General features: G+C 73.4%; 17 protein-coding genes. 9 read left to right on the top strand and 8 right to left on the bottom strand.

Going from position 1 to position 17,061, the window contains the following annotated elements:
* The first annotated feature begins 83 nt into the window (after nucleotides 1-83).
* The 5 genes from IE308_RS06090 (at nucleotide 84) to dnaK (ending at nucleotide 6,836) form a co-directional block, all read left to right on the top strand.
* Nucleotides 84-485, top strand: coding sequence for a hypothetical protein (locus IE308_RS06090; protein WP_110632917.1), 402 nt, complete (start codon nucleotides 84-86; stop codon nucleotides 483-485).
* A gap of 170 nt (nucleotides 486-655) precedes the next feature.
* A complete protein-coding gene (locus IE308_RS06085) occupies nucleotides 656-2,803 on the top strand; it encodes an alkaline phosphatase family protein (protein WP_190217379.1) in 2,148 nt (715 codons plus the stop codon).
* An 87-nt stretch (nucleotides 2,804-2,890) separates the two neighbouring features.
* On the top strand, nucleotides 2,891-4,270 hold the full coding sequence (locus IE308_RS06080; protein WP_190216895.1) for an amino acid permease: 1,380 nt from the start codon (nucleotides 2,891-2,893) through the stop codon (nucleotides 4,268-4,270).
* A gap of 120 nt (nucleotides 4,271-4,390) precedes the next feature.
* Nucleotides 4,391-4,816: an OsmC family protein gene (locus IE308_RS06075; RefSeq protein WP_110632925.1), complete on the top strand. Its 426-nt coding sequence runs from the start codon at nucleotides 4,391-4,393 to the stop codon at nucleotides 4,814-4,816.
* Between the two features lie 154 nt (nucleotides 4,817-4,970).
* Nucleotides 4,971-6,836, top strand: coding sequence for a molecular chaperone DnaK (dnaK, locus tag IE308_RS06070; RefSeq protein WP_190216894.1), 1,866 nt, complete (start codon nucleotides 4,971-4,973; stop codon nucleotides 6,834-6,836).
* Nucleotides 6,837-6,875: 39 nt separating this feature from the next.
* Here dnaK and narJ read toward each other — a convergent pair whose 3' ends face one another.
* The 4 genes from narJ to IE308_RS06050 all read right to left on the bottom strand — a co-directional run bounded on the left by narJ (nucleotide 6,876) and on the right by IE308_RS06050 (nucleotide 9,423).
* Nucleotides 6,876-7,370 (bottom strand): nitrate reductase molybdenum cofactor assembly chaperone, encoded by a 495-nt coding sequence (gene narJ, locus IE308_RS06065; protein WP_190216893.1) that lies wholly within the window; start codon nucleotides 7,368-7,370, stop codon nucleotides 6,876-6,878.
* Nucleotides 7,370-7,624 carry a hypothetical protein gene (locus IE308_RS06060; protein WP_190216892.1) on the bottom strand — a complete coding sequence of 85 codons (255 nt, stop codon included), beginning with the start codon at nucleotides 7,622-7,624 and terminating at the stop codon, nucleotides 7,370-7,372. Before IE308_RS06060 ends, narJ begins: the two co-directional genes overlap by 1 nt.
* Before the next feature lie 97 nt (nucleotides 7,625-7,721).
* On the bottom strand, nucleotides 7,722-8,537 hold the full coding sequence (locus IE308_RS06055) for an SAM-dependent methyltransferase (protein WP_110632934.1): 816 nt from the start codon (nucleotides 8,535-8,537) through the stop codon (nucleotides 7,722-7,724).
* A gap of 22 nt (nucleotides 8,538-8,559) precedes the next feature.
* Nucleotides 8,560-9,423: a Sco1979 family transcriptional regulator gene (locus IE308_RS06050; protein WP_190216891.1), complete on the bottom strand. Its 864-nt coding sequence runs from the start codon at nucleotides 9,421-9,423 to the stop codon at nucleotides 8,560-8,562.
* A gap of 222 nt (nucleotides 9,424-9,645) precedes the next feature.
* On the opposite strand from IE308_RS06050, the gene IE308_RS06045 reads away from it, so the two are divergent.
* Nucleotides 9,646-10,071: a hypothetical protein gene (locus IE308_RS06045; RefSeq protein ID WP_190216890.1), complete on the top strand. Its 426-nt coding sequence runs from the start codon at nucleotides 9,646-9,648 to the stop codon at nucleotides 10,069-10,071.
* Between the two features lie 7 nt (nucleotides 10,072-10,078).
* Here the strand turns inward: IE308_RS06045 and IE308_RS06040 are convergent, their stop codons facing one another.
* Nucleotides 10,079-10,918, bottom strand: coding sequence for a helix-turn-helix domain-containing protein (locus IE308_RS06040; protein ID WP_190216889.1), 840 nt, complete (start codon nucleotides 10,916-10,918; stop codon nucleotides 10,079-10,081).
* A gap of 164 nt (nucleotides 10,919-11,082) precedes the next feature.
* Here IE308_RS06040 and IE308_RS06035 point away from each other — a divergent pair, with 164 nt between their 5' ends.
* Both IE308_RS06035 and IE308_RS06030 read left to right on the top strand, forming a co-directional pair.
* Complete coding sequence (locus IE308_RS06035; protein WP_190216888.1) at nucleotides 11,083-11,388, top strand: 4a-hydroxytetrahydrobiopterin dehydratase; 306 nt, start codon at nucleotides 11,083-11,085, stop codon at nucleotides 11,386-11,388.
* Between the two features lie 22 nt (nucleotides 11,389-11,410).
* A complete protein-coding gene (locus tag IE308_RS06030) occupies nucleotides 11,411-12,172 on the top strand; it encodes a class I SAM-dependent methyltransferase (RefSeq protein ID WP_190216887.1) in 762 nt (253 codons plus the stop codon).
* On the opposite strand, the gene IE308_RS06025 is transcribed toward IE308_RS06030, so the two are convergent.
* Entirely contained in the window at nucleotides 12,117-12,617 is a 501-nt protein-coding gene (locus tag IE308_RS06025) for a hypothetical protein (protein ID WP_190216886.1), read from the bottom strand. The two genes, IE308_RS06030 and IE308_RS06025, sit on opposite strands and share 56 nt — an antisense overlap.
* Complete coding sequence (locus tag IE308_RS06020) at nucleotides 12,614-13,093, bottom strand: hypothetical protein (RefSeq protein WP_110632954.1); 480 nt, start codon at nucleotides 13,091-13,093, stop codon at nucleotides 12,614-12,616. The genes IE308_RS06025 and IE308_RS06020 overlap by 4 nt, the downstream gene beginning before the upstream one ends.
* A gap of 39 nt (nucleotides 13,094-13,132) precedes the next feature.
* On the opposite strand from IE308_RS06020, the gene IE308_RS06015 reads away from it, so the two are divergent.
* Nucleotides 13,133-14,098, top strand: coding sequence for a helix-turn-helix transcriptional regulator (locus tag IE308_RS06015; RefSeq protein WP_190216885.1), 966 nt, complete (start codon nucleotides 13,133-13,135; stop codon nucleotides 14,096-14,098).
* 42 nt (nucleotides 14,099-14,140) lie between these two features.
* On the opposite strand, the gene IE308_RS06010 is transcribed toward IE308_RS06015, so the two are convergent.
* The gene (locus IE308_RS06010) at nucleotides 14,141-16,825 is read right to left on the bottom strand and encodes a cellulose binding domain-containing protein (protein ID WP_190216884.1); all 2,685 of its coding nucleotides are present in this window, start codon (nucleotides 16,823-16,825) and stop codon (nucleotides 14,141-14,143) included.
* Nucleotides 16,826-17,061 lie beyond the last annotated feature (236 nt).

Genomic DNA, 17,061 nt, shown 5'->3' with positions numbered 1-17,061 from the left:
CTCTTTGCCTCCTTCGCGCGACTCCCCGAAGCCTACGGGCAGGAGTAGGGTCGGCGGCGAAACCCGGAGGTGAGGGGGACGCCATGGGACCGGTCCGCGTCACGGCGATCGCGAGTCTGACGCCGCTGGAGGAGCTGGAGACCGACCCCTTCCTGGTGGACTCCCGCAGCCAGCACGCCATCTGCGCCCGCTGGGCCGCCGAACGCGGCTACGTCGTCGCCCGCGAGCTCCTCGTCAGCGGGCTGCGCCCGGACCACGGCGTGCTGTGGGACGGTGTCCGGCCGGGCGTGGACGTGTTCGTCGCGCCGAGCCGCCGCGTCCTGGAGAGCGCCCTCGCCTCCGTGGAGGAGTTCACCGCCGAGTGCGCCCGGCGCGGGGTGCGGGTGGAGACGGTGGGCTGCGCCGAACCGTCGTACGACGCCCAGATGAAGGCCCGCGTGCACCGGCGCCTGTCGATGCCGACGGCCGGGTACGACGGCCGCTGACGTACGCCCCCGGAAGACGGCCGCTGACCGGCCGCCCCGCGTGTCCCCGTGCCGCCGCGGGCTGTCGGTGCCGTGTGTCAGGGTAGAAGCCGGGCCCGCCGCGGGTGCGGGCCGGGACGTGAGGGGTGCGGGGCGTGCGTGCGGGGCGTTGGCGGCGGGTCGCCGGCCAGATGGGGCGGAGCACCGCGGTGTGGGCCGTGTCCACGGTCACCATGCTGGTGCTCGCCGGCCTGCTGCCGGACTTCCAGCTCCAGTCGGCCGACGGCGACAGCGCCACCCGGATCGCCGTCACCGCCGCGCTCGGCGCGGGCGCCTTCGGTCTGCTGTCGGCGCTGGTGTGGCCGCTGCTGGTGCGGTTGCTGCTGCTGGTGCCGGCGCTCGTCCTCGGCCTGCTGGTGTTCTTCCTCAACGGCTCCCTGCTGCTGGTCGCGCTGCGCATCAACCCCTCCGGCGACAGCGAGGCCGCGCCCGAGACGGCCGTCATCGTCGCCGCCGTGATGTCCGCGGTCGCCTCCGCGACCGGCGCCGCGCTCGCCGTGCGCGACGACGACGCCTACCGGCGCCGCCTGTACCGGCTCGCCGACCGGCGCCGCCGCGCCAACCCGCCCTGCCCGGCCACCCCGGGCACGGTCTTCCTCCAGCTCGACGGAGTGGGGCACGACGTCCTGCTGGACGCCGTCGGCAAGGGCCTGATGCCGACCGTCGCCCGCCTGCTCGGCGCCGGCGACGCCGGTCCGCCCACCCACCGGCTCACCGAGTGGCGCACCGACTGGTCCAGCCAGACCGGCGCCAGCCAGCTCGGCATCCTGCACGGCAGCAACCACGGCGTGCCCGCGTTCCGCTGGTACGACAAACGCCGCGGCGAGATCATGGTCTGCAACCGGCCCTCCAGCGCCGCCGAGCTGCAGCGCCGCGCCGTCGAGCACACCCGGGACGGCGGGCTGCTCTCCGCCGACGGCGCGAGCCGCGGCAACCTGTTCAGCGGCGGCGCCGGCGAACTCGCCCTGGTGCTGTCCGTCTCCGCCCGGCGCGGCCGGGAGCACCGGTCCCGGGCGGGCTACTTCGCGTACTTCTCCGACCCCGCCAACGCCGTGCGCACCGCGCTCTCCTTCGTCGCCGAGGCCGGCCGTGAGATCGGCCAGTCCGTGCGGGCCCGGCTGCGCGGGCAGCGCCCGCGCGTCTCCCGCGGCGGCCTCTACCCCCTGGTGCGGGCCTTCGCCACCGTCGTCGAACGGGACGTCGTGGTGGCCGCCGTCATGGGCGACATGCTCGCCGGCCGCACCGCCGTCTACGCCGACCTCGTCGCCTACGACGAGGTCGCCCACCACTCGGGACCCGCGAGCCGTGACGCCGAGAAGGTCCTGCAGCGCCTCGACCGCTCCCTCGCGCTGATCGAGAAGGTCGCCGAGCACGCCCCGCGGCCGTACCGGATCGTGGTCCTGTCCGACCACGGGCAGAGCCCCGGCGAGACCTTCCGCGCCCGCTACGGCCTCACCCTCGCCGACCTGGTCCGGGCCGGCTGCGGGCTGCCCGTGCCGCGCCGGGCGCGCCGCACCCGCAGCGGCGCCGAGGCCCGCGCCGCCGTCCGCGCCGCCCTGCGGCGGCCGGTCGAGGAGGGGCGCGAGCGGTACCGGACGTCCGAGCCGCCGTCCGAGCCGATCGTCCTCGCCTCCGGCAACCTGGGCCTCGTCTCCTTCCCGGACGTCCCGCACCGCATGACGAAGGAGGAGATCGACGCCCGCCACCCGGCGCTGCTGACCACCCTCGCCAACCACCCCGGCATCGGCTTCCTCCTCGTCGCCAGCGAGGAGCACGGCGGCGTCGTCCTCGGCGCGCGCGGCGCCGAGATACCCCTGCACCGGCTGGACGACGACCCGGGCCCGCTCGCCGCGTTCGGGCCCGGCGCCGCCGACGCCGTGCGCCGCACCCACGGCTTCCCGAACACGCCCGACATCATGGTGAACTCCTTCCACGACCCGGCCGACGGCGAGGTCCTCGCCTTCGAGGAGCAGATCGGCTCGCACGGCGGGCTCGGCGGCGCGCAGGGCAGGCCGTTCCTCCTGTCCCCGCTGGTGTGCTCGCCGCCCGTCGACGACGGGGCCGAACTGGTCGGCGCCGAGCAGGTGCACCGGGTGCTGCGCCGCTGGCTGCGGGAGGCGGACGGCCCGCAGGTCCCGGTGCCCGGCGTGTCCCCGGTGACGGACGCCGCCCCCCTGGACGATTCCCGGTCCGCCCTCCTGGACGATCCCCGGTCCGCGGCCCTCGACGGCGCACCTTTTGCGGTGCCCGACCCGACCGTGCCGGACAAATCCGTGTGATTTGGTGCGGCTCGAACCGGTGACCGAGCATGGGGGGTCGTCCGGCGATCCCGGGCAGCACCAGCACGACGAGAGGCGCACCACCCCATGCACGACACCGGGACCGTCACACCGGCTCCGGCCCCGCGGACCGAACCGCAGCGGACGGACGCGGCCCCCGACCAGCACGCCCGGCGCTTCGGGCTTCCCGTCGCCACCGCCCTCGTCACGGGCAACATCATCGGCGGCGGCATCTTCCTGCTCCCGGCCTCCGTGGCCCCGTACGGCACGGTCAGCCTGGTCGCCTTCGCGGTGCTGACCGCGGGCGCGATCGCCCTCGCCCTGGTCTTCGGGCGGCTCGCCGAGCGGGACCCGCGCACCGGCGGCCCGTACGTGTACGCGCGCGCCGCCTTCGGCGACTTCGCCGGGTTCCTCGCCGCCTGGGCCTACTGGATCACCACCTGGGTCTCCAACGCGGCGCTCGCCGTGGCCGCCGTCGGCTACCTCGACGTCCTGATCCCGGTGAACGACCACCGGTGGACCGCCTGCCTGGCCGCGCTCGTCATCCAGTGGCTGCCCGCGCTGTCCAACTTCGCGGGCACCCGGTACGTCGGCGCGGTCCAGCTGGTCTCCACGGTGCTGAAGTTCGCGCCGCTGCTGCTCGTCGCCGTCGGCGGACTGTTCTTCTTCGACCCGGACAACCTCGGGCCCTTCCACCCCGGCGGCGGCAGCGCGCTCGGCGCGGTCTCCGCGTCCGCGGCGATCCTGCTCTTCTCCTACCTGGGCGTGGAGTCCGCCGCGGTCAGCGCGGGCGAGGTCCGCGACCCGCGCCGCAACGTCGGCCGCGCCACCGTCATCGGCACCCTCGGCGCCGCCTTCGTCTACCTGCTGGGCACCTTCTCGGTGTTCGGCACCGTCGCCCACGACCGGCTCGTCACCTCCGCCGCGCCCTTCTCGGACGCCGTGAACGCCATGTTCGGCGGCTCCTGGGGCGGCTGGGCCGTCGCGCTCGCCGCGCTGGTGTCGATGACCGGCTGCCTCAACGGCTGGACCCTGCTGAGCGCGCAGACCCCGTACGCGGCCGCGCGGGACGGCCTCTTCCCGGCCGCGTTCACCCGCAAGCGGCGCGGCGTGCCGACCACCGGCGTCGGTGTCACCGTCGTCCTGGCCTCCCTGCTGACCGTGTACAACTACACGGCCGGCTCGGCGCGCGTCTTCGAGATCCTCGTCCTGGTCACCACGTTCACCGCGACCGTGCCCTACCTGCTGGCCACCGCAGCGCAGCTCTACCACCTGGCCCGCGGCGAGCAGGTGCACCGGGCCCGTCTGGTGCGCGACGCGGTGCTCGCCGCGCTCGCCTTCGCCTTCTCCCTGTGGCTGGTCGCGGGCGCCGGGTACGCGGCCGTCTACCAGGGCGTGCTGTTCCTCTTCGCGGGCGTGCCGGTGTACGCGTGGCTGGCGGCGCGCCGGCAGCGCGCCACGGGCTGAGCCCGAGGGCCCGGCTGCCGTTCACCGGCCGGGCACCGGTCTTCCGTGTGCGCCGAGCCGGAATGTGATCGGATGGGGCCAGGAATCCCGGACACGGGACCACACGCGAAAGGAAGAAACGTGGCCACCACGCGCTCCGCACACACCGTCTGGGAAGGCAACCTGCTCGAGGGCAACGGCGTCGTCACCTTCGACTCCTCCGGCATCGGCCAGCAGCCGGTGTCGTGGCCGTCGCGCGCCGAGCAGGCCAACGGCAAGACCAGCCCCGAGGAGCTGATCGCCGCCGCCCACTCCAGCTGCTTCTCCATGGCCCTGTCGCACGGCCTGGCCGGCGCCGGCACCCCGCCCACCAAGCTGATCACCTCCGCCGACGTCACCTTCCAGCCGGGTGAGGGCATCACCGGCATCCACCTCACCGTGGAGGGCACCGTCCCCGGCCTCGACAACGACGCGTTCGTCGCCGCCGCCGAGGACGCCAAGGCGAACTGCCCGGTCAGCCAGGCCCTGAAGGCCGTACCGATCACCCTGTCGGCCAAGCTGGCCTGACCCGGCACCGCAAGCCCGCGCGGACCGGCCCCCGCCCCGGGGACCGGTCCGCGCCGCTGTCTCACCACCGCCCCGCGGCATTGACAACCATCCGCTCAAGTTTTGTGCTGGTGTCCTGGGAGCAGTGCCCTGGCGGAACCGGAAGGGGACGGCGATGGGACGGGCGGTCGGGATCGATCTCGGGACCACCAACTCGGTCGTGGCGGTGCTGGAGGGCGGTGAGCCCACCGTCATCGCCAACGCGGAGGGGGCGCGCACCACCCCGTCGGTCGTGGCCTTCGCCAAGAACGGCGAGGTGCTCGTCGGCGAGGTCGCCAAGCGGCAGGCGGTCACCAACGTCGACCGCACCGCCCGCTCGGTCAAGCGGCACATGGGCGACGCGCACTGGCGCTTCCCCGAGCAGGGCTCCGTCGACGGCACCCGCTACCGCGCCCAGGAGCTGTCCGCGCGGGTGCTGCAGAAGCTGAAGCGGGACGCGGAGGCCTACCTCGGCGAGGACGTCACCGACGCGGTGATCACCGTGCCCGCCTACTTCGACGACGCCCAGCGGCAGGCCACCAAGGAGGCCGGGGAGATCGCCGGCCTGAAGGTGCTGAGGATCATCAACGAGCCGACCGCCGCCGCCCTCGCCTACGGCCTCGACCGGGGCGAGGAGCAGACCGTCCTCGTCTTCGACCTCGGCGGCGGCACCTTCGACGTCTCCCTGCTGGAGATCGGCGACGGCGTCATCGAGGTCAAGGCCACCAACGGCGACACGCACCTCGGCGGCGACGACTGGGACCAGCGGATCGTCGAGTACCTGGTGAAGAAGTTCAAGGGGCAGTACGGCATCGATCTCGCCGCCGACCGGATGGCCGTGCAGCGGCTCCGCGAGGGCGCCGAGAAGGCCAAGATGGAGCTGTCCAGCTCCTCGGAGACGACGATCAACCTCCCCTACATCACCGCCTCCGCCGAAGGCCCCCTGCACCTCGACGAGAAGCTGACCCGCGCCCAGTTCCAGGAGCTGACCGCCGACCTGCTGGACCGCTGCAAGCAGCCCTTCCACCAGGCGGTCAAGGACGCGGGCATCAAGCTGTCCGCGATCGACCACGTCATCCTGGTCGGCGGCTCCACCCGGATGCCCGCCGTCACCGAGCTGGTCAGGGAGCTGACCGGGAAGGACCCGCACAAGGGCGTCAACCCCGACGAGGTCGTCGCCGTCGGCGCCGCTCTCCAGGCCGGTGTGCTGCGCGGCGACGTGAAGGACGTGCTGCTGCTCGACGTCACCCCGCTCTCCCTCGGCATCGAGACCAAGGGCGGCATCATGACGAAGCTGATCGAGCGCAACACCACGATCCCCACCCGCCGTTCAGAGATCTTCACCACCGCCACCGACAACCAGCCCTCGGTCGGCATCCAGGTCTACCAGGGCGAACGCGAGATCGCCGCGTACAACAAGAAGCTCGGCGTCTTCGACCTGACCGGGCTGCCGCCCGCCCCGCGCGGGGTGCCGCAGATCGAGGTCGCGTTCGACATCGACGCCAACGGCATCATGCACGTCTCCGCCAAGGACCTCGCCACGGGGCGCGAGCAGAAGATGACCGTCACCGGCGGCTCGGCCCTGCCCAAGGAGGACATCGACCGCATGATGCGGGACGCCGAGCAGTACGCCGAGGAGGACCGCAAGCGCCGCGAGGCCGCCGAGACCCGCAACCAGGCCGAGCAGCTCGTCTACCAGACGGAGAAGTTCCTCCGCGACAACGCCGACCGCGTCCCCGAGGCCACCCGCGCCGAGGTCGACGCGGCCGTCGCCGAGCTGAAGACGCTGCTGGAGCAGAACGCCGACACCGGCCCCCTGCGGGACGGGGTGGACAAGCTCGCCTCGGTCAGCCAGAAGATGGGCCAGGCCATGTACGAACAGGCGGGCCGCCAGGAGCCCACCGCCGGGGAACACGCCTCGCCCGGACAGGACGACGAGAGCGTGGTCGACGCGGAGATCGTCGACGAGGACCGCGACAGCAAGGGCAAGGCCGCCGGCTGACCGCCCGCCCGCTCCCAGCCCCGCCGCTCCGGCCGGTCGTCATCTGCGCGCCCCGGTGGTCGTGGCCGGCAGCGTGGCGCACACCGCGTCCAGGACGGTGGCGTACGGCGTGCCGAAGGCGGTGAGCCGGGAGCGCAGCTGCTCCAGGGCGTCGCGGTACTCGGTGAGCAGGCCGGTGTCGCCGGTGCGGGCCGCGAACTCCAGCACGGCGGGCAGGAAGTCGGGCAGCTCCTCGCCGGTGAACTCCAGGCCGTGGGCGCGGTAGAGGTCCTTGAAGCGGGCCGGCGACATGCCGCGCCGCCGGGTGCCGCCGTCGCTCCACCGGCTCAGGTAGAGGCTGTGCCGGTTCGTGGAGTCGAAGACCCGCTCATAGTGCTCGGCCAGCTCCCGCGCGGGCGTGAGCGCCGCGTGGTCGGTGAACTCCCGCAGCTGCGGCGCCGCTTCGCGCAGCAGCGGCAGCCGGGCGCGGAAGTCGTCGTCGGGATAGGTCAGACAGAGCGCCGCGGCCTGGTACAGCACGGAGTCGTCCGGCATCACAGGGCCTCCTTCGGTTCCGCCTCGTCCTCGGTCTGCCGGAGCGGGTGGGAGGTCTCCGCCGACATCAGCGGCAGCCGTCTGCGGCCGGAGACGGCGGAGGCGCCAGGAGAACGCGGCGCCGGCAGCCCCGCGGCTCGTACTCCGGCCGGTCGGGGCCCGCCGACAGCAGCGGGCCTCCCGGGCCGGAAGAACCGCCCGGCCCGCGGCAGCGCCGCGCCCGGCTCGATGGGCGGTGTCCGCGTGTCGGTCACATGCGCTCCCTTGCTCACCCCGCCACCGACGCTAGGGGCGGGCAGGGGAGCGCACCTGTTCAGCGCACCCGTTCGAGTCAGGCGCGCCGGCCCGGCGTCACGGCTTGCGGGCCACCCCCGCGTACACCGGTACGACGCCCTCCGCCTGCGCGGCGACGTCCTCCGGGCCGGGCCGCCACCCGGACACCGGGATCACACCCGGACCGAGCAGCTCCAGACCCTCGAAGAAGCGCTGGAACTCGGCGACCGTACGGGGGTGGAAGGGCGTGCCGCTGCGCCGGAAGTTCTCCGCCGCCCGCGCGATCGCCTCCGGGTTCAGATCGGGCGTGACCTGCGACAGGATCAGGTAGCTGCCCGGCGCGAGCGCGTCCAGGTACCGCCGCACCAGCCCGTACACGTCGTCGCCGTCGGGCTCGTCGTCCAGGTAGTGGGTCAGCGCCACCAGCGACAGCGCCACCGGCCGCGTCAGGTCCAGCACCTCCTCGGCCTTCGCCAGCAGCGTGCCGGCGTCCCGGACGTCGGCGTGCACGTAGTGCGTGGCGCCCTCCGGGGTGGAGTGCAGCAGCGCCTCCGCGTGCCGCAGCACGATCGGGTCGTTGTCGGCGTACACCACCCGCGCCTCGGGTGCCACCTGCTGGGCGATCTGGTGCAGGTTCGGCTCGGTGGGGATGCCGGTGCCGATGTCCAGGAACTGCCGGATCCCCGCCTCCGCGACCGCCCGTACGGCCCGGTGCATGAAGCGCCGGTTGGCGCGCGCACCGCGCACCACCGTGCCGTCCACTGCGAGGATGCGGCGCGCCAGCTCCTCGTCGACGGGGTAGTTGTCCTTGCCGCCCAGCCACCAGTCGTACACCCGGGCCGGGTGGGGGCGGCTGGTGTCGATGCGGAGGGGCTCGGCCTGCGAACCGGTCATGCGCGGTGCTCTCCTGCCTTCGTCAGAATGTCTCGCGGTACTCGCTGAGGATCTTCTTCGTGCGCTGCGCGGACGCCGCGTGCGTGGTGAGGTGGTCCAGCACCTCCAGATGCGCGGAGACCTCCTGCCGCGAGTCCAGGTACAGCGCCCCCGTCAGATATTCGCTGACCACCATGTCGGGCAGCTCCGGCTCGGCGAACCGGAACAGCGAGAACGGCGCGTACGTCCCCGGGTGCGGGCCCGCGGCGAACTCGGCGATCTGCAGGGTCACCTTGTCCCGCTCGGCGAACTCCAGCAGCTTCTCCAGCTGCTCGCGCATCACCTGCGCGCGGATGCTCACCGGCCGCAGCAGCACCGTCTCGTCCATGATCACCCACAGGTGGGGGGCGTCCGGCCGCTCCAGCAGCCGCTGCCGCTCCATCCGCAGTGACACGTGCCGCTCGATGGCCTCCGGCGTGCCCTGCCCGATCGTGCCCGCCTCCAGCACGGCACGCGCGTACTCCTCCGTCTGCAGCAGCCCGGGCACGAAATGCGGCTCGTAGGAGCGCATCATCTTCGCGGCGCCCTCAAGGCTGACGAACAGGCTGAACCAGTCCGGCAGCACATCGTGGAACCGCTGCCACCAGCCGGGCCGGTTGGCCTCCTCGACCAGGGCGACGAACACCGCGGTCTCGTGCTCGGGCACACCGTACGTCTCCAGCAGCACCTGCACGTACGGCACCTTCAGCGCGACCTCGGCCGTCTCCATCCGCCGTACGGTCGCCGGGGCCACCCTGAGGACCCGCGCGGCCTCCTCGCGCTTGAGGCCGGCCGCCTCCCGCAGCTCCTGGAGCCGTCTGCCGAGCACCACCTGGCCCACCGTGGGCGCGGGCCGCCTCTCACTCACCCCGCGCCTCCCCATGTGTCCCCAGGCAGCCGAACCACGCGGGCAGTCTGTCATGTTCCGGCGGCAGTCTCATTACCTCGGGAGTAATCGACCCTGCCGCCGCCGGGCGGGATCGTTGAGTCACCGGGTTCCGGGCCGGCGCACTCCGGCCCGGGACGCGGCCCACGCGGCCGCAGCACCGGTCCCGTCCCCGGTCCGACCCCGACGAAAGGGTGATGTCCCATGTCCGCAGCCCAGCTCGCCGCCCTCGCCCGCACCACCGAGCCGAACACCATGCTGCGCCGCTTCCTCGCCCTGGACGCCGTGGTCACCGGCGCCAACGGGGTCGCCTACCTCGCCGCCTCCGGACCGCTCGGCCGCCTCCTCGGCGTCGGACCGGGTCTCCTGCTCGGACTCGGCGCCTTCCTGGCGGTGTTCGCCGCCGGCGTGGGCCTGCTGGCCGCCCGGCCGCAGCCTGCCGCGCTGCCGGTGCGGGCCGTGGTGGAGGCCAACCTCGCCTGGTCCGCGCTGAGTCTGCTCGCGCTCGCCGTGTGGCTGAGTCCGACCACCGCGGGCGCGGTGTGGACGGTGCTGCAGGCGGGCACCGTCGCCGGCTTCGCCGCGCTGCAGTACGCCGCCCTGCGCGGCCGTCAGAGCACGAGTGTGTGAAGAGACGTCAGAAGGAGAGCGACTGAAGGTACTTGACCGTCGCCGGGTCGGCCGGGAGGAACGTCTCGATGGCCAGCTCGGCGACGGTCACGTCCATCGGCGTGTTGAACGTCGAGATCGACGACACGAACGACAGCACCCGCCCGTCGTGCTCGATCAGCATCGGCAGCGCGAAGTACGGATACGGCGGATCGTCCGCGTCCGGCCCGCCGGCCCCCGCCCCCTCCGGCACCGGATACGCCGCCACCTCCTCGTACAGCGCGCGCAGCGCCGCCGAGCGGTGCAGCGCGATCTGCCGCTCCATCTGCGCTAGCAGATGCCCGCGCCACTCGCGCAGGTTGCGGATGCGCGGCGCCAGTCCCCGCGGGTGCAGGGTCAGCCGCATCGCGTTCAGCGGCGGCGCCAGCAGCTCCTCGGGGACGCCCTCCAGCAGCATCGTGATCCCGCGGTTCGCCGCCCGCACGTCGTACAGGGCGTCGACCACCAGCGCCGGGTACGGCTCGTAGCCCTGGATCAGCCGCTCCATGCCCACGCGCACCGCGTCCAGCGCCGGGTCGTCCAGCGGGGTCTCCGGGTAGCGGGGCGCGTAACCGGCAGCCAGCAGCAGCGCGTTGCGCTCCCGCACCGGCACCTCCAGGTGCTCCGCGAGCCGCAGCACCATCTCCTCGCTGGGCCGGGAGCGACCCGTCTCGACGAAGCTGATGTGCCGGGCGGAGGAGTCGGCGCGCAGCGCGAGTTCGAGCTGGCTGACCCGGCGCCGCTCCCGCCACGCCCGCAGCAGCGGGCCGACGCCCTGCCCGGCAGGAGCGGCGGAGGGACCGGCGGCGGTGGACGCGGCAGTGGCCATACACCGACCGTAGCCGAGGATCGTACGGATGATCGACCCGTACGCCGCGGACGACCCCCGCGTGCCGCGGACGCTCCCCCCGGCGCACCGCGCCGACCAGCGCCGGGACCGCCGCGCTGTGGCACGCTGGGACGGGCAGCAGCCGACCGAAGGGAGCCCGGGCCATGGCCGTGGAACCGCTGTCACAGAAGGAGATCGAGGACCGGCTGGCGGAACTGCCGGGCTGGTCCCTGGACGAGGACCGCCTGGTGTGCTCCTACCGGCTCGCCGACCACTTCGCGGCGACGGCGATGGTCATCCACGTCGCCCAGGTGCAGGAGGAGCTGAACCACCACTCCGACCTCACCCTCGGCTACAACACGGTCTCCGTCGCGGTCTCCACGCACAGCGCCGGCGGCAGGGTCACCGGCCTCGACGTCGAGCTGGCCCGCCGTATCGCCGCCCTCGCCCCGGCGCACGGCGCCCGGTGACGCGGCCGGCGGGGGAACGCGGATGCTGGACTACGACGCGGAAGCGGAGCGGTACGACGCCCTGCGCGGCGGCGAACCCCGGGCGGCCGCCGCGGCCGACGCCGTCCTGGGCCTGATGCCGGCCGGGACCCGCCGCGTCCTCGACCTCGCCTGCGGCACCGGCATCGTCACCCGGCGCCTCGCGGCCCGCGGCCTCGACGTCACCGGCGTCGACCTGGCCGAGGGCATGGTCCGGCACGCCGCGGCCCGGCTGCCCGGCGCCGTCGTGCGGGCCGACTGCCGGCGGCTGCCCTTCCCGGACGGCGTGTTCGACGCCGTGACGAGCGTGTGGCTGCTCCACCTCCTGGCGGGCCCCGCCGACGCCCGCGCCGTCGTCGCCGAGTGCGCCCGGGTGCTGCGCCCCGGCGGGGTCTACGTCACGACGGTCGACAAGGCCGCCGCCCACAACGTCGGCAGCGACATCGACACCGTCCTCGCCTCCCGCCCGCCCACCCCGGCGACGGACGCCGCCGCGACGGTCGAGGCGTACGCCGCCGAGCACCGCCTCGTCCCGGTCGGGCAGGGCCGCTTCACCGGCCACGGGCAGGGCCGCAGTCCCCGCCGCACCATCGCCGACCTGCGGCGCGGCTGGTTCGTCACGCTGCCGCCGGGCGAGCCGCTCGCCGAGGGGTTCGCGGCCCGTCTGGCCTCGCTGCCGGACCAGGAACGGCCCCGCCCGGACCCGGTGTTCAGCCTGCGGGCGTTCCGGAGAGCGACGGTGCCGGGGCCGACGGCCGCCGGCTGAACTCCATGACCCAGTTGGTCAGCCAGGTCTCACCGCCGTCGAGGGAGAACGCCTGCTCCCAGCGGGCGGCGGCGGGCGAGATCCCCGACCACACGAACCGCACCCGCACGTCCCTGCCGTCATGGGTGTCGCCGCCGTGGAACTCGCCCCGCCCGCCCTCGAACCGGCCGGTCACCGGCGGGAACAGCCGCCCGCTGCGGCTGGAGGACCAGTGCAGCGACCACTCCCGCGCCACCGGGTCGAACAGCCGCAGCGTCAGCCCCTTCCACCCCTGATCCGGTACGTCCATCTCGTCGATGTCGGCGGCCCCGTCGAACAGCGGGCGGCAGTGACCGGTGGCCCCGAACTCCTCCCAGCCGCTGTCCGGGTCGAGGAAGTCCGTGCGGCGGCGGTTTCGGATCTCCCAGTCGCCGTGGAGGAAGTCGAAGTCGTGCGGGCTGCTCATGAGCGGTCTCCGGTGGTTCCGGCGGGCAGGGCGTCGGCCAGGTAGGCCGTCAGGTCGGGCGTCTCGGGGGCGAGCAGGTGCCGCACCCAGGCGTCCCGCTCGTGCAGCAGCGGCGGCAGCTCCCACACGCAGCCGATCCACGGACGGTCTGTGGGCACGAAGTGCGTCGGATCGGTGTCCGGGCAGCCCAGCACCGGCTGCCCGGCCGCCGCGCCCCGGAAGTGCAGCACGTTGTCCCACACCCAGCTGTAGACATTGAGATAGGCGCCGCTGTCGCCGCCGCGGTGCAGCACCACGAACGTCGCCGGCGGGGTGCCGTCGGGATCCGGCAGCAAGGTCGGCAGGATCCTGTATGCGGCATCCTGCACCTCGGCTGCGATGCCGTCCGGATCGTCGGTGACGTGATAGCGCTTGACGTACCGGCCGCCCACCTCGATCGGCGGCGGCACGGTCAGCAGTTTCTCCCTGAAGGCCATACCCGCACGCTAGGCACGGTCCCCTGACATCCTGTGTCAGTGAAGTCCAGCCGACTCGTCTTCCTCCTCCTGCTGCTCCAGACCCGCGGCCGGATGACCGCCGCCCAGCTCGCCGAGGAGCTGGAGGTCTCGGTGCGCACGGTCTACCGCGACGTCGAGGCGCTCAGCGCCGCCGGTGTTCCGCTGTACGGCGACGCCGGCCACGCCGGCGGCTACCGCCTCCTCGACGGCTACCGCACCCGCCTCACCGGTCTGACCGCCCAGGAGGCCGAGGCGCTGTTCCTCTCCGGCGTCCCCGGCCCCGCCGCCGAGCTGGGCCTCGGCCCCGTGCTCGCCGCCGCCCAGCTGAAGGTCCGCGCCGCGCTCCCGGCCGAGCTGCGCACCCACGCCGACCGTGTCGCCGGCCGCTTCCACCTGGACGCCCCCGGCTGGTACACGGACGCCGACGACACGCCGTACCTCCCGGCCGTCGCGGACGCCGTCTGGCGGAGCCGCGTCCTGCACGTCACCTACCGCCGCTGGCGCGAACCCACCGACGTCCGGCGCCGCCTCGAACCCCTGGGCCTGGTCCTGAAGGCGGGCCGCTGGTACGTCGTCGCAGCTCCCGGCCCCCGCACCTACCGCGTCGACCAGATCCTCGAACTCACCCCGGCCGACGAGGACTTCACCCGCCCCGCCGACTTCGACCTGGCCGCCTACTGGACGGCGTACCAGCGCGACTTCCACCGCGCCCTGTACCGCGCCGAGGCATTGGTCCGCCTCGGCCCGGGCGCCCGTCTGACCGGCCCCGCGGCCGAAGCGGCCCACCGCACCGCCCACCCCCAGCCGGACGGCTGGACCCTCGCCCGCGTCCCCATCGAGTCGCTCGACCACGCCCACGCCGAATTCCTCCGCCTGGGCACGGACATCGAGGTCCTGGAACCGGCGGAACTGCGCGCACGCATGGCCGACACGGTGACGGAACTGGCCCGGAGATACCGCACCGACGGAGACGCGGCGACCTGACCTGAGGGGGGCGTGCCGCGTCCGGCACGCCCCCCTCGCCGCTCAGCTGACCGTGCAGGTCTGGTCGCCGAGTCGGAACGCGGTCGGTTTCGTGTTCGTTCCCGACCAGCTGCCGGTGAAGCCGAAGCCCACCGACGAGCCCGCCGAGACCGTCCCGTTCCAGCTGGTGTTCTTCACCGTCACCGCCGCGCCCGACTGGGTGAAGCCGGCGTTCCACAGCTGGGTGACCTTCTGCCCGTCGGCGAAGGACCAGCCGAGCGACCAGCCGTTCCAGGCGGCCGTACCGGTGTTGGCCAGCTGCACGTCGGCCTGGAAGCCGCCCGACCACTGGTTGGTGATCTTGTACGTCACCGCGCAGGCACCCGTGGGCGTCGGTGTGGGCGTCGGATCCGTACCGCCCCCGCCGCCTCCGCCGGTGCCGCCGCCCGTGTCGGAGGTGTCGCCGTAGATCACGCCCCGCCCGTTGGTCGAGACGTACACCCGCCCGTACACCCGCGGATCGCCGGTGATCGCCGCGCCGGTCCAGCCCCACTGGTGGGCGTCGTCGTTGATCCGGGTCCAGGTCACTCCCTTGTCGGTGGAGCGGAAGATGCCCCGCACCCCGCCGATCTTCGCGCTGGTGTACAGCGTCTGGTACGACGCCCCCGTGGCCGCCTTGCCGAAACCGACGGTGTCGGCCTGCTCGACGTTCGCCAGCTTGGCGAAGCTGGCGCCGCCGTCCGTGGAGTGCCACAGGCCGTACGCCCCGTCGCTCGCGCCGCCCGCCAGCCACACGTCGCCCTTGGTGCCGGGCAGCGCCTTGAAGCGGACGCTGTCCCCGGCGGGCAGCCCGGTCGCCGCGGACGCGGTGAAGGTGGCGCCGCCGTCCGAACTGACGTAGAACTTGCCGGACTTGAAACCGTAGAACGTCTTCGGGTCGACCCGGTCGGACTCGACGACCGCGCCCGCCGGGATGCCGGACGACGCCTGCCACGACGAGCCGAAGCCCGTGGTGTACTGCACGCCCGCACCCTGCGGGCTCCACACGAACCGGCTGCCGTCGGCCGCCGCCGCGACCGTGCCGCCGCCGCTGACCCCCGACGGGTCGCTGCCGCCGAACCAGTTGGCGCCGTTGTCCGTGGAGAACGCGATGTGCGGCCCGGAGTCCAGGTCGCCCACCCGCACCACCGTGTCCGGGTTGCTCTCGGCGAAGTCGACACTGGTCGTCGTGGTGAAGTTCGGCGAGCTGTACATCATCGACGGCACCTTGGTCAGGTCCGTGTGCCGGAAACCGCCGATGTCACCGAGCGCGCTGAACAGGGTCGCGCCGCCCGCCGGGGGAGCGGCGAGGTCGTTGACCGCGGTCTCCTCCAGGCCCTGCACCATCGGCTTCACGGTGAATTTGGTCCCGCTGTCCCACTTGGTCAGATCCTCGGTGCCGTAGATCGTCGCGCCCGTGCCGTACATCATGCGGTCCGAGTCGAACGGGTCGATCTCCAGCGCCTCGGTCATCCACCCCAGCTTCGGCGTCTGCTCGGGCGGCGACGGGTTGGCGCCCCAGGTCAGCCACGGCGAGGACGACACGTCCATCGTGTAGCGGTTCTCCCGGTTGGGATACGACGTGTAGTCCCACGCCTTCGTCCAGCTCGCCCCGCTGTTCGTCGAGCGGAAGATCTGCGTGTCCGGCCACCAGGAGCTGTACGCCGTCGCCATCACGGTGCCCGGGTGCTGCCGGTCGACGGTCAGCCCGCTGAACCCGTAGTAGGTGTCGGCCTCGGCGACCGGGCTGATGTCCGTCCAGGTGCCGGTGGCGGTCGCGTACCGCATCAGCCGGCCCTTGCCGCCGTCGTACGGGCCGCCCGTGTCGCTGTACGCGAGGTACAGATAACCGTTGACGGCGTCCAGCACCCCCTTGTGCGCGAGGTAGCCCGTCGGCTGCCCGGCGAGCCGCTGCCAGGTGGCGCCCGCGTCCGTCGACCGGTACACCGCGTTGGCCTTGTCGGCGACCCCCACGTAGAGCGTCTTCGTGGCGCTGCCCGCGCTGCCGGTCGACTCGTCGAAGGTGACCCAGACGATGCCCTGGTTGTCGTTGCCGTAGCCGGAGGTGTCGCCCGGATCGGCCACGTAGTTGCCCACATTGGGGAAGTTGGTCACCTGCGACCAGGTCGCGCCGGAGTCCGTGGACCGCCACAGGCCCTTGCCGCTGGGCGCGCCCAGGTACAGCACGCTGTTCTTGTTCGGGTCGACGGCCAGGCGCTCGCCCATGCCGCGGCCGGGCATGTTGCCGCCCAGCTTGAACGGCAGGTCCGCCTTCTGCCAGCTGGCGCCGCGGTCGGCGGAGCGCAGCACGGCCCCGTTGCCCGGGTCCCAGCCGTTGGTGTACGTGCCGACCGCCGCGTAGACCCTGTTCGGGTCGACGGAGTCGGTGGCGAGGCTCACCACGCCGGTGTGCCCCCAGTCGTTCCAGCCGACGGAGTCCAGCAGCGGCGTCCAGGTCTTCGTCGACTGCTGCCAGCGGTAGGCGCCGCCGATGTCGGTGCGGGCGTAGGCGAGGTTCTTCTCCTTGCGGTTGAAGACGATGCCGGGGACGAAGCCGCCGCCGTCGATGCGGGCGTTCTTCCAGGTGTACGACTCGGCCGCGACGGCTGCCCGCGGGGCGGGCGAGCCGGCGGCGAGCACGGGCGGCGCGCCCACGACCAGCCCGGCGCCGAGCGCCAGAACGGCCGCGAGGACACGGGTTCTTCGCACGGAGGGGTCCTTTCGGCGAAACGGAGAGAGAGAGGGGGGTAAGCGCTTTCCAGGAGGGGTGAAAGATGCCGGGCGGCCCCTGTGCGGGAGGAGCCGCCCGGCCGGTCGGTCCCGCCGTCAGGGAGCGGGACCTCGTACACGGAGCTGTCAGGCGGCTCCGCGGGGAGCGGGCGGTGACCACCACGCCCCCAGGGGCGCGGGGAACTGCGCGACCGGCCACAACCGGCCCGCAGCCG

Origin of the sequence: Streptomyces griseosporeus (assembly GCF_014656055.1) — a bacterium.
Taxonomy (GTDB): domain Bacteria; phylum Actinomycetota; class Actinomycetes; order Streptomycetales; family Streptomycetaceae; genus Streptomyces; species Streptomyces griseosporeus.
Note: the sequence above shows the minus strand (reverse complement) of the source record. Positions and strands in the feature narration are given on the sequence as shown.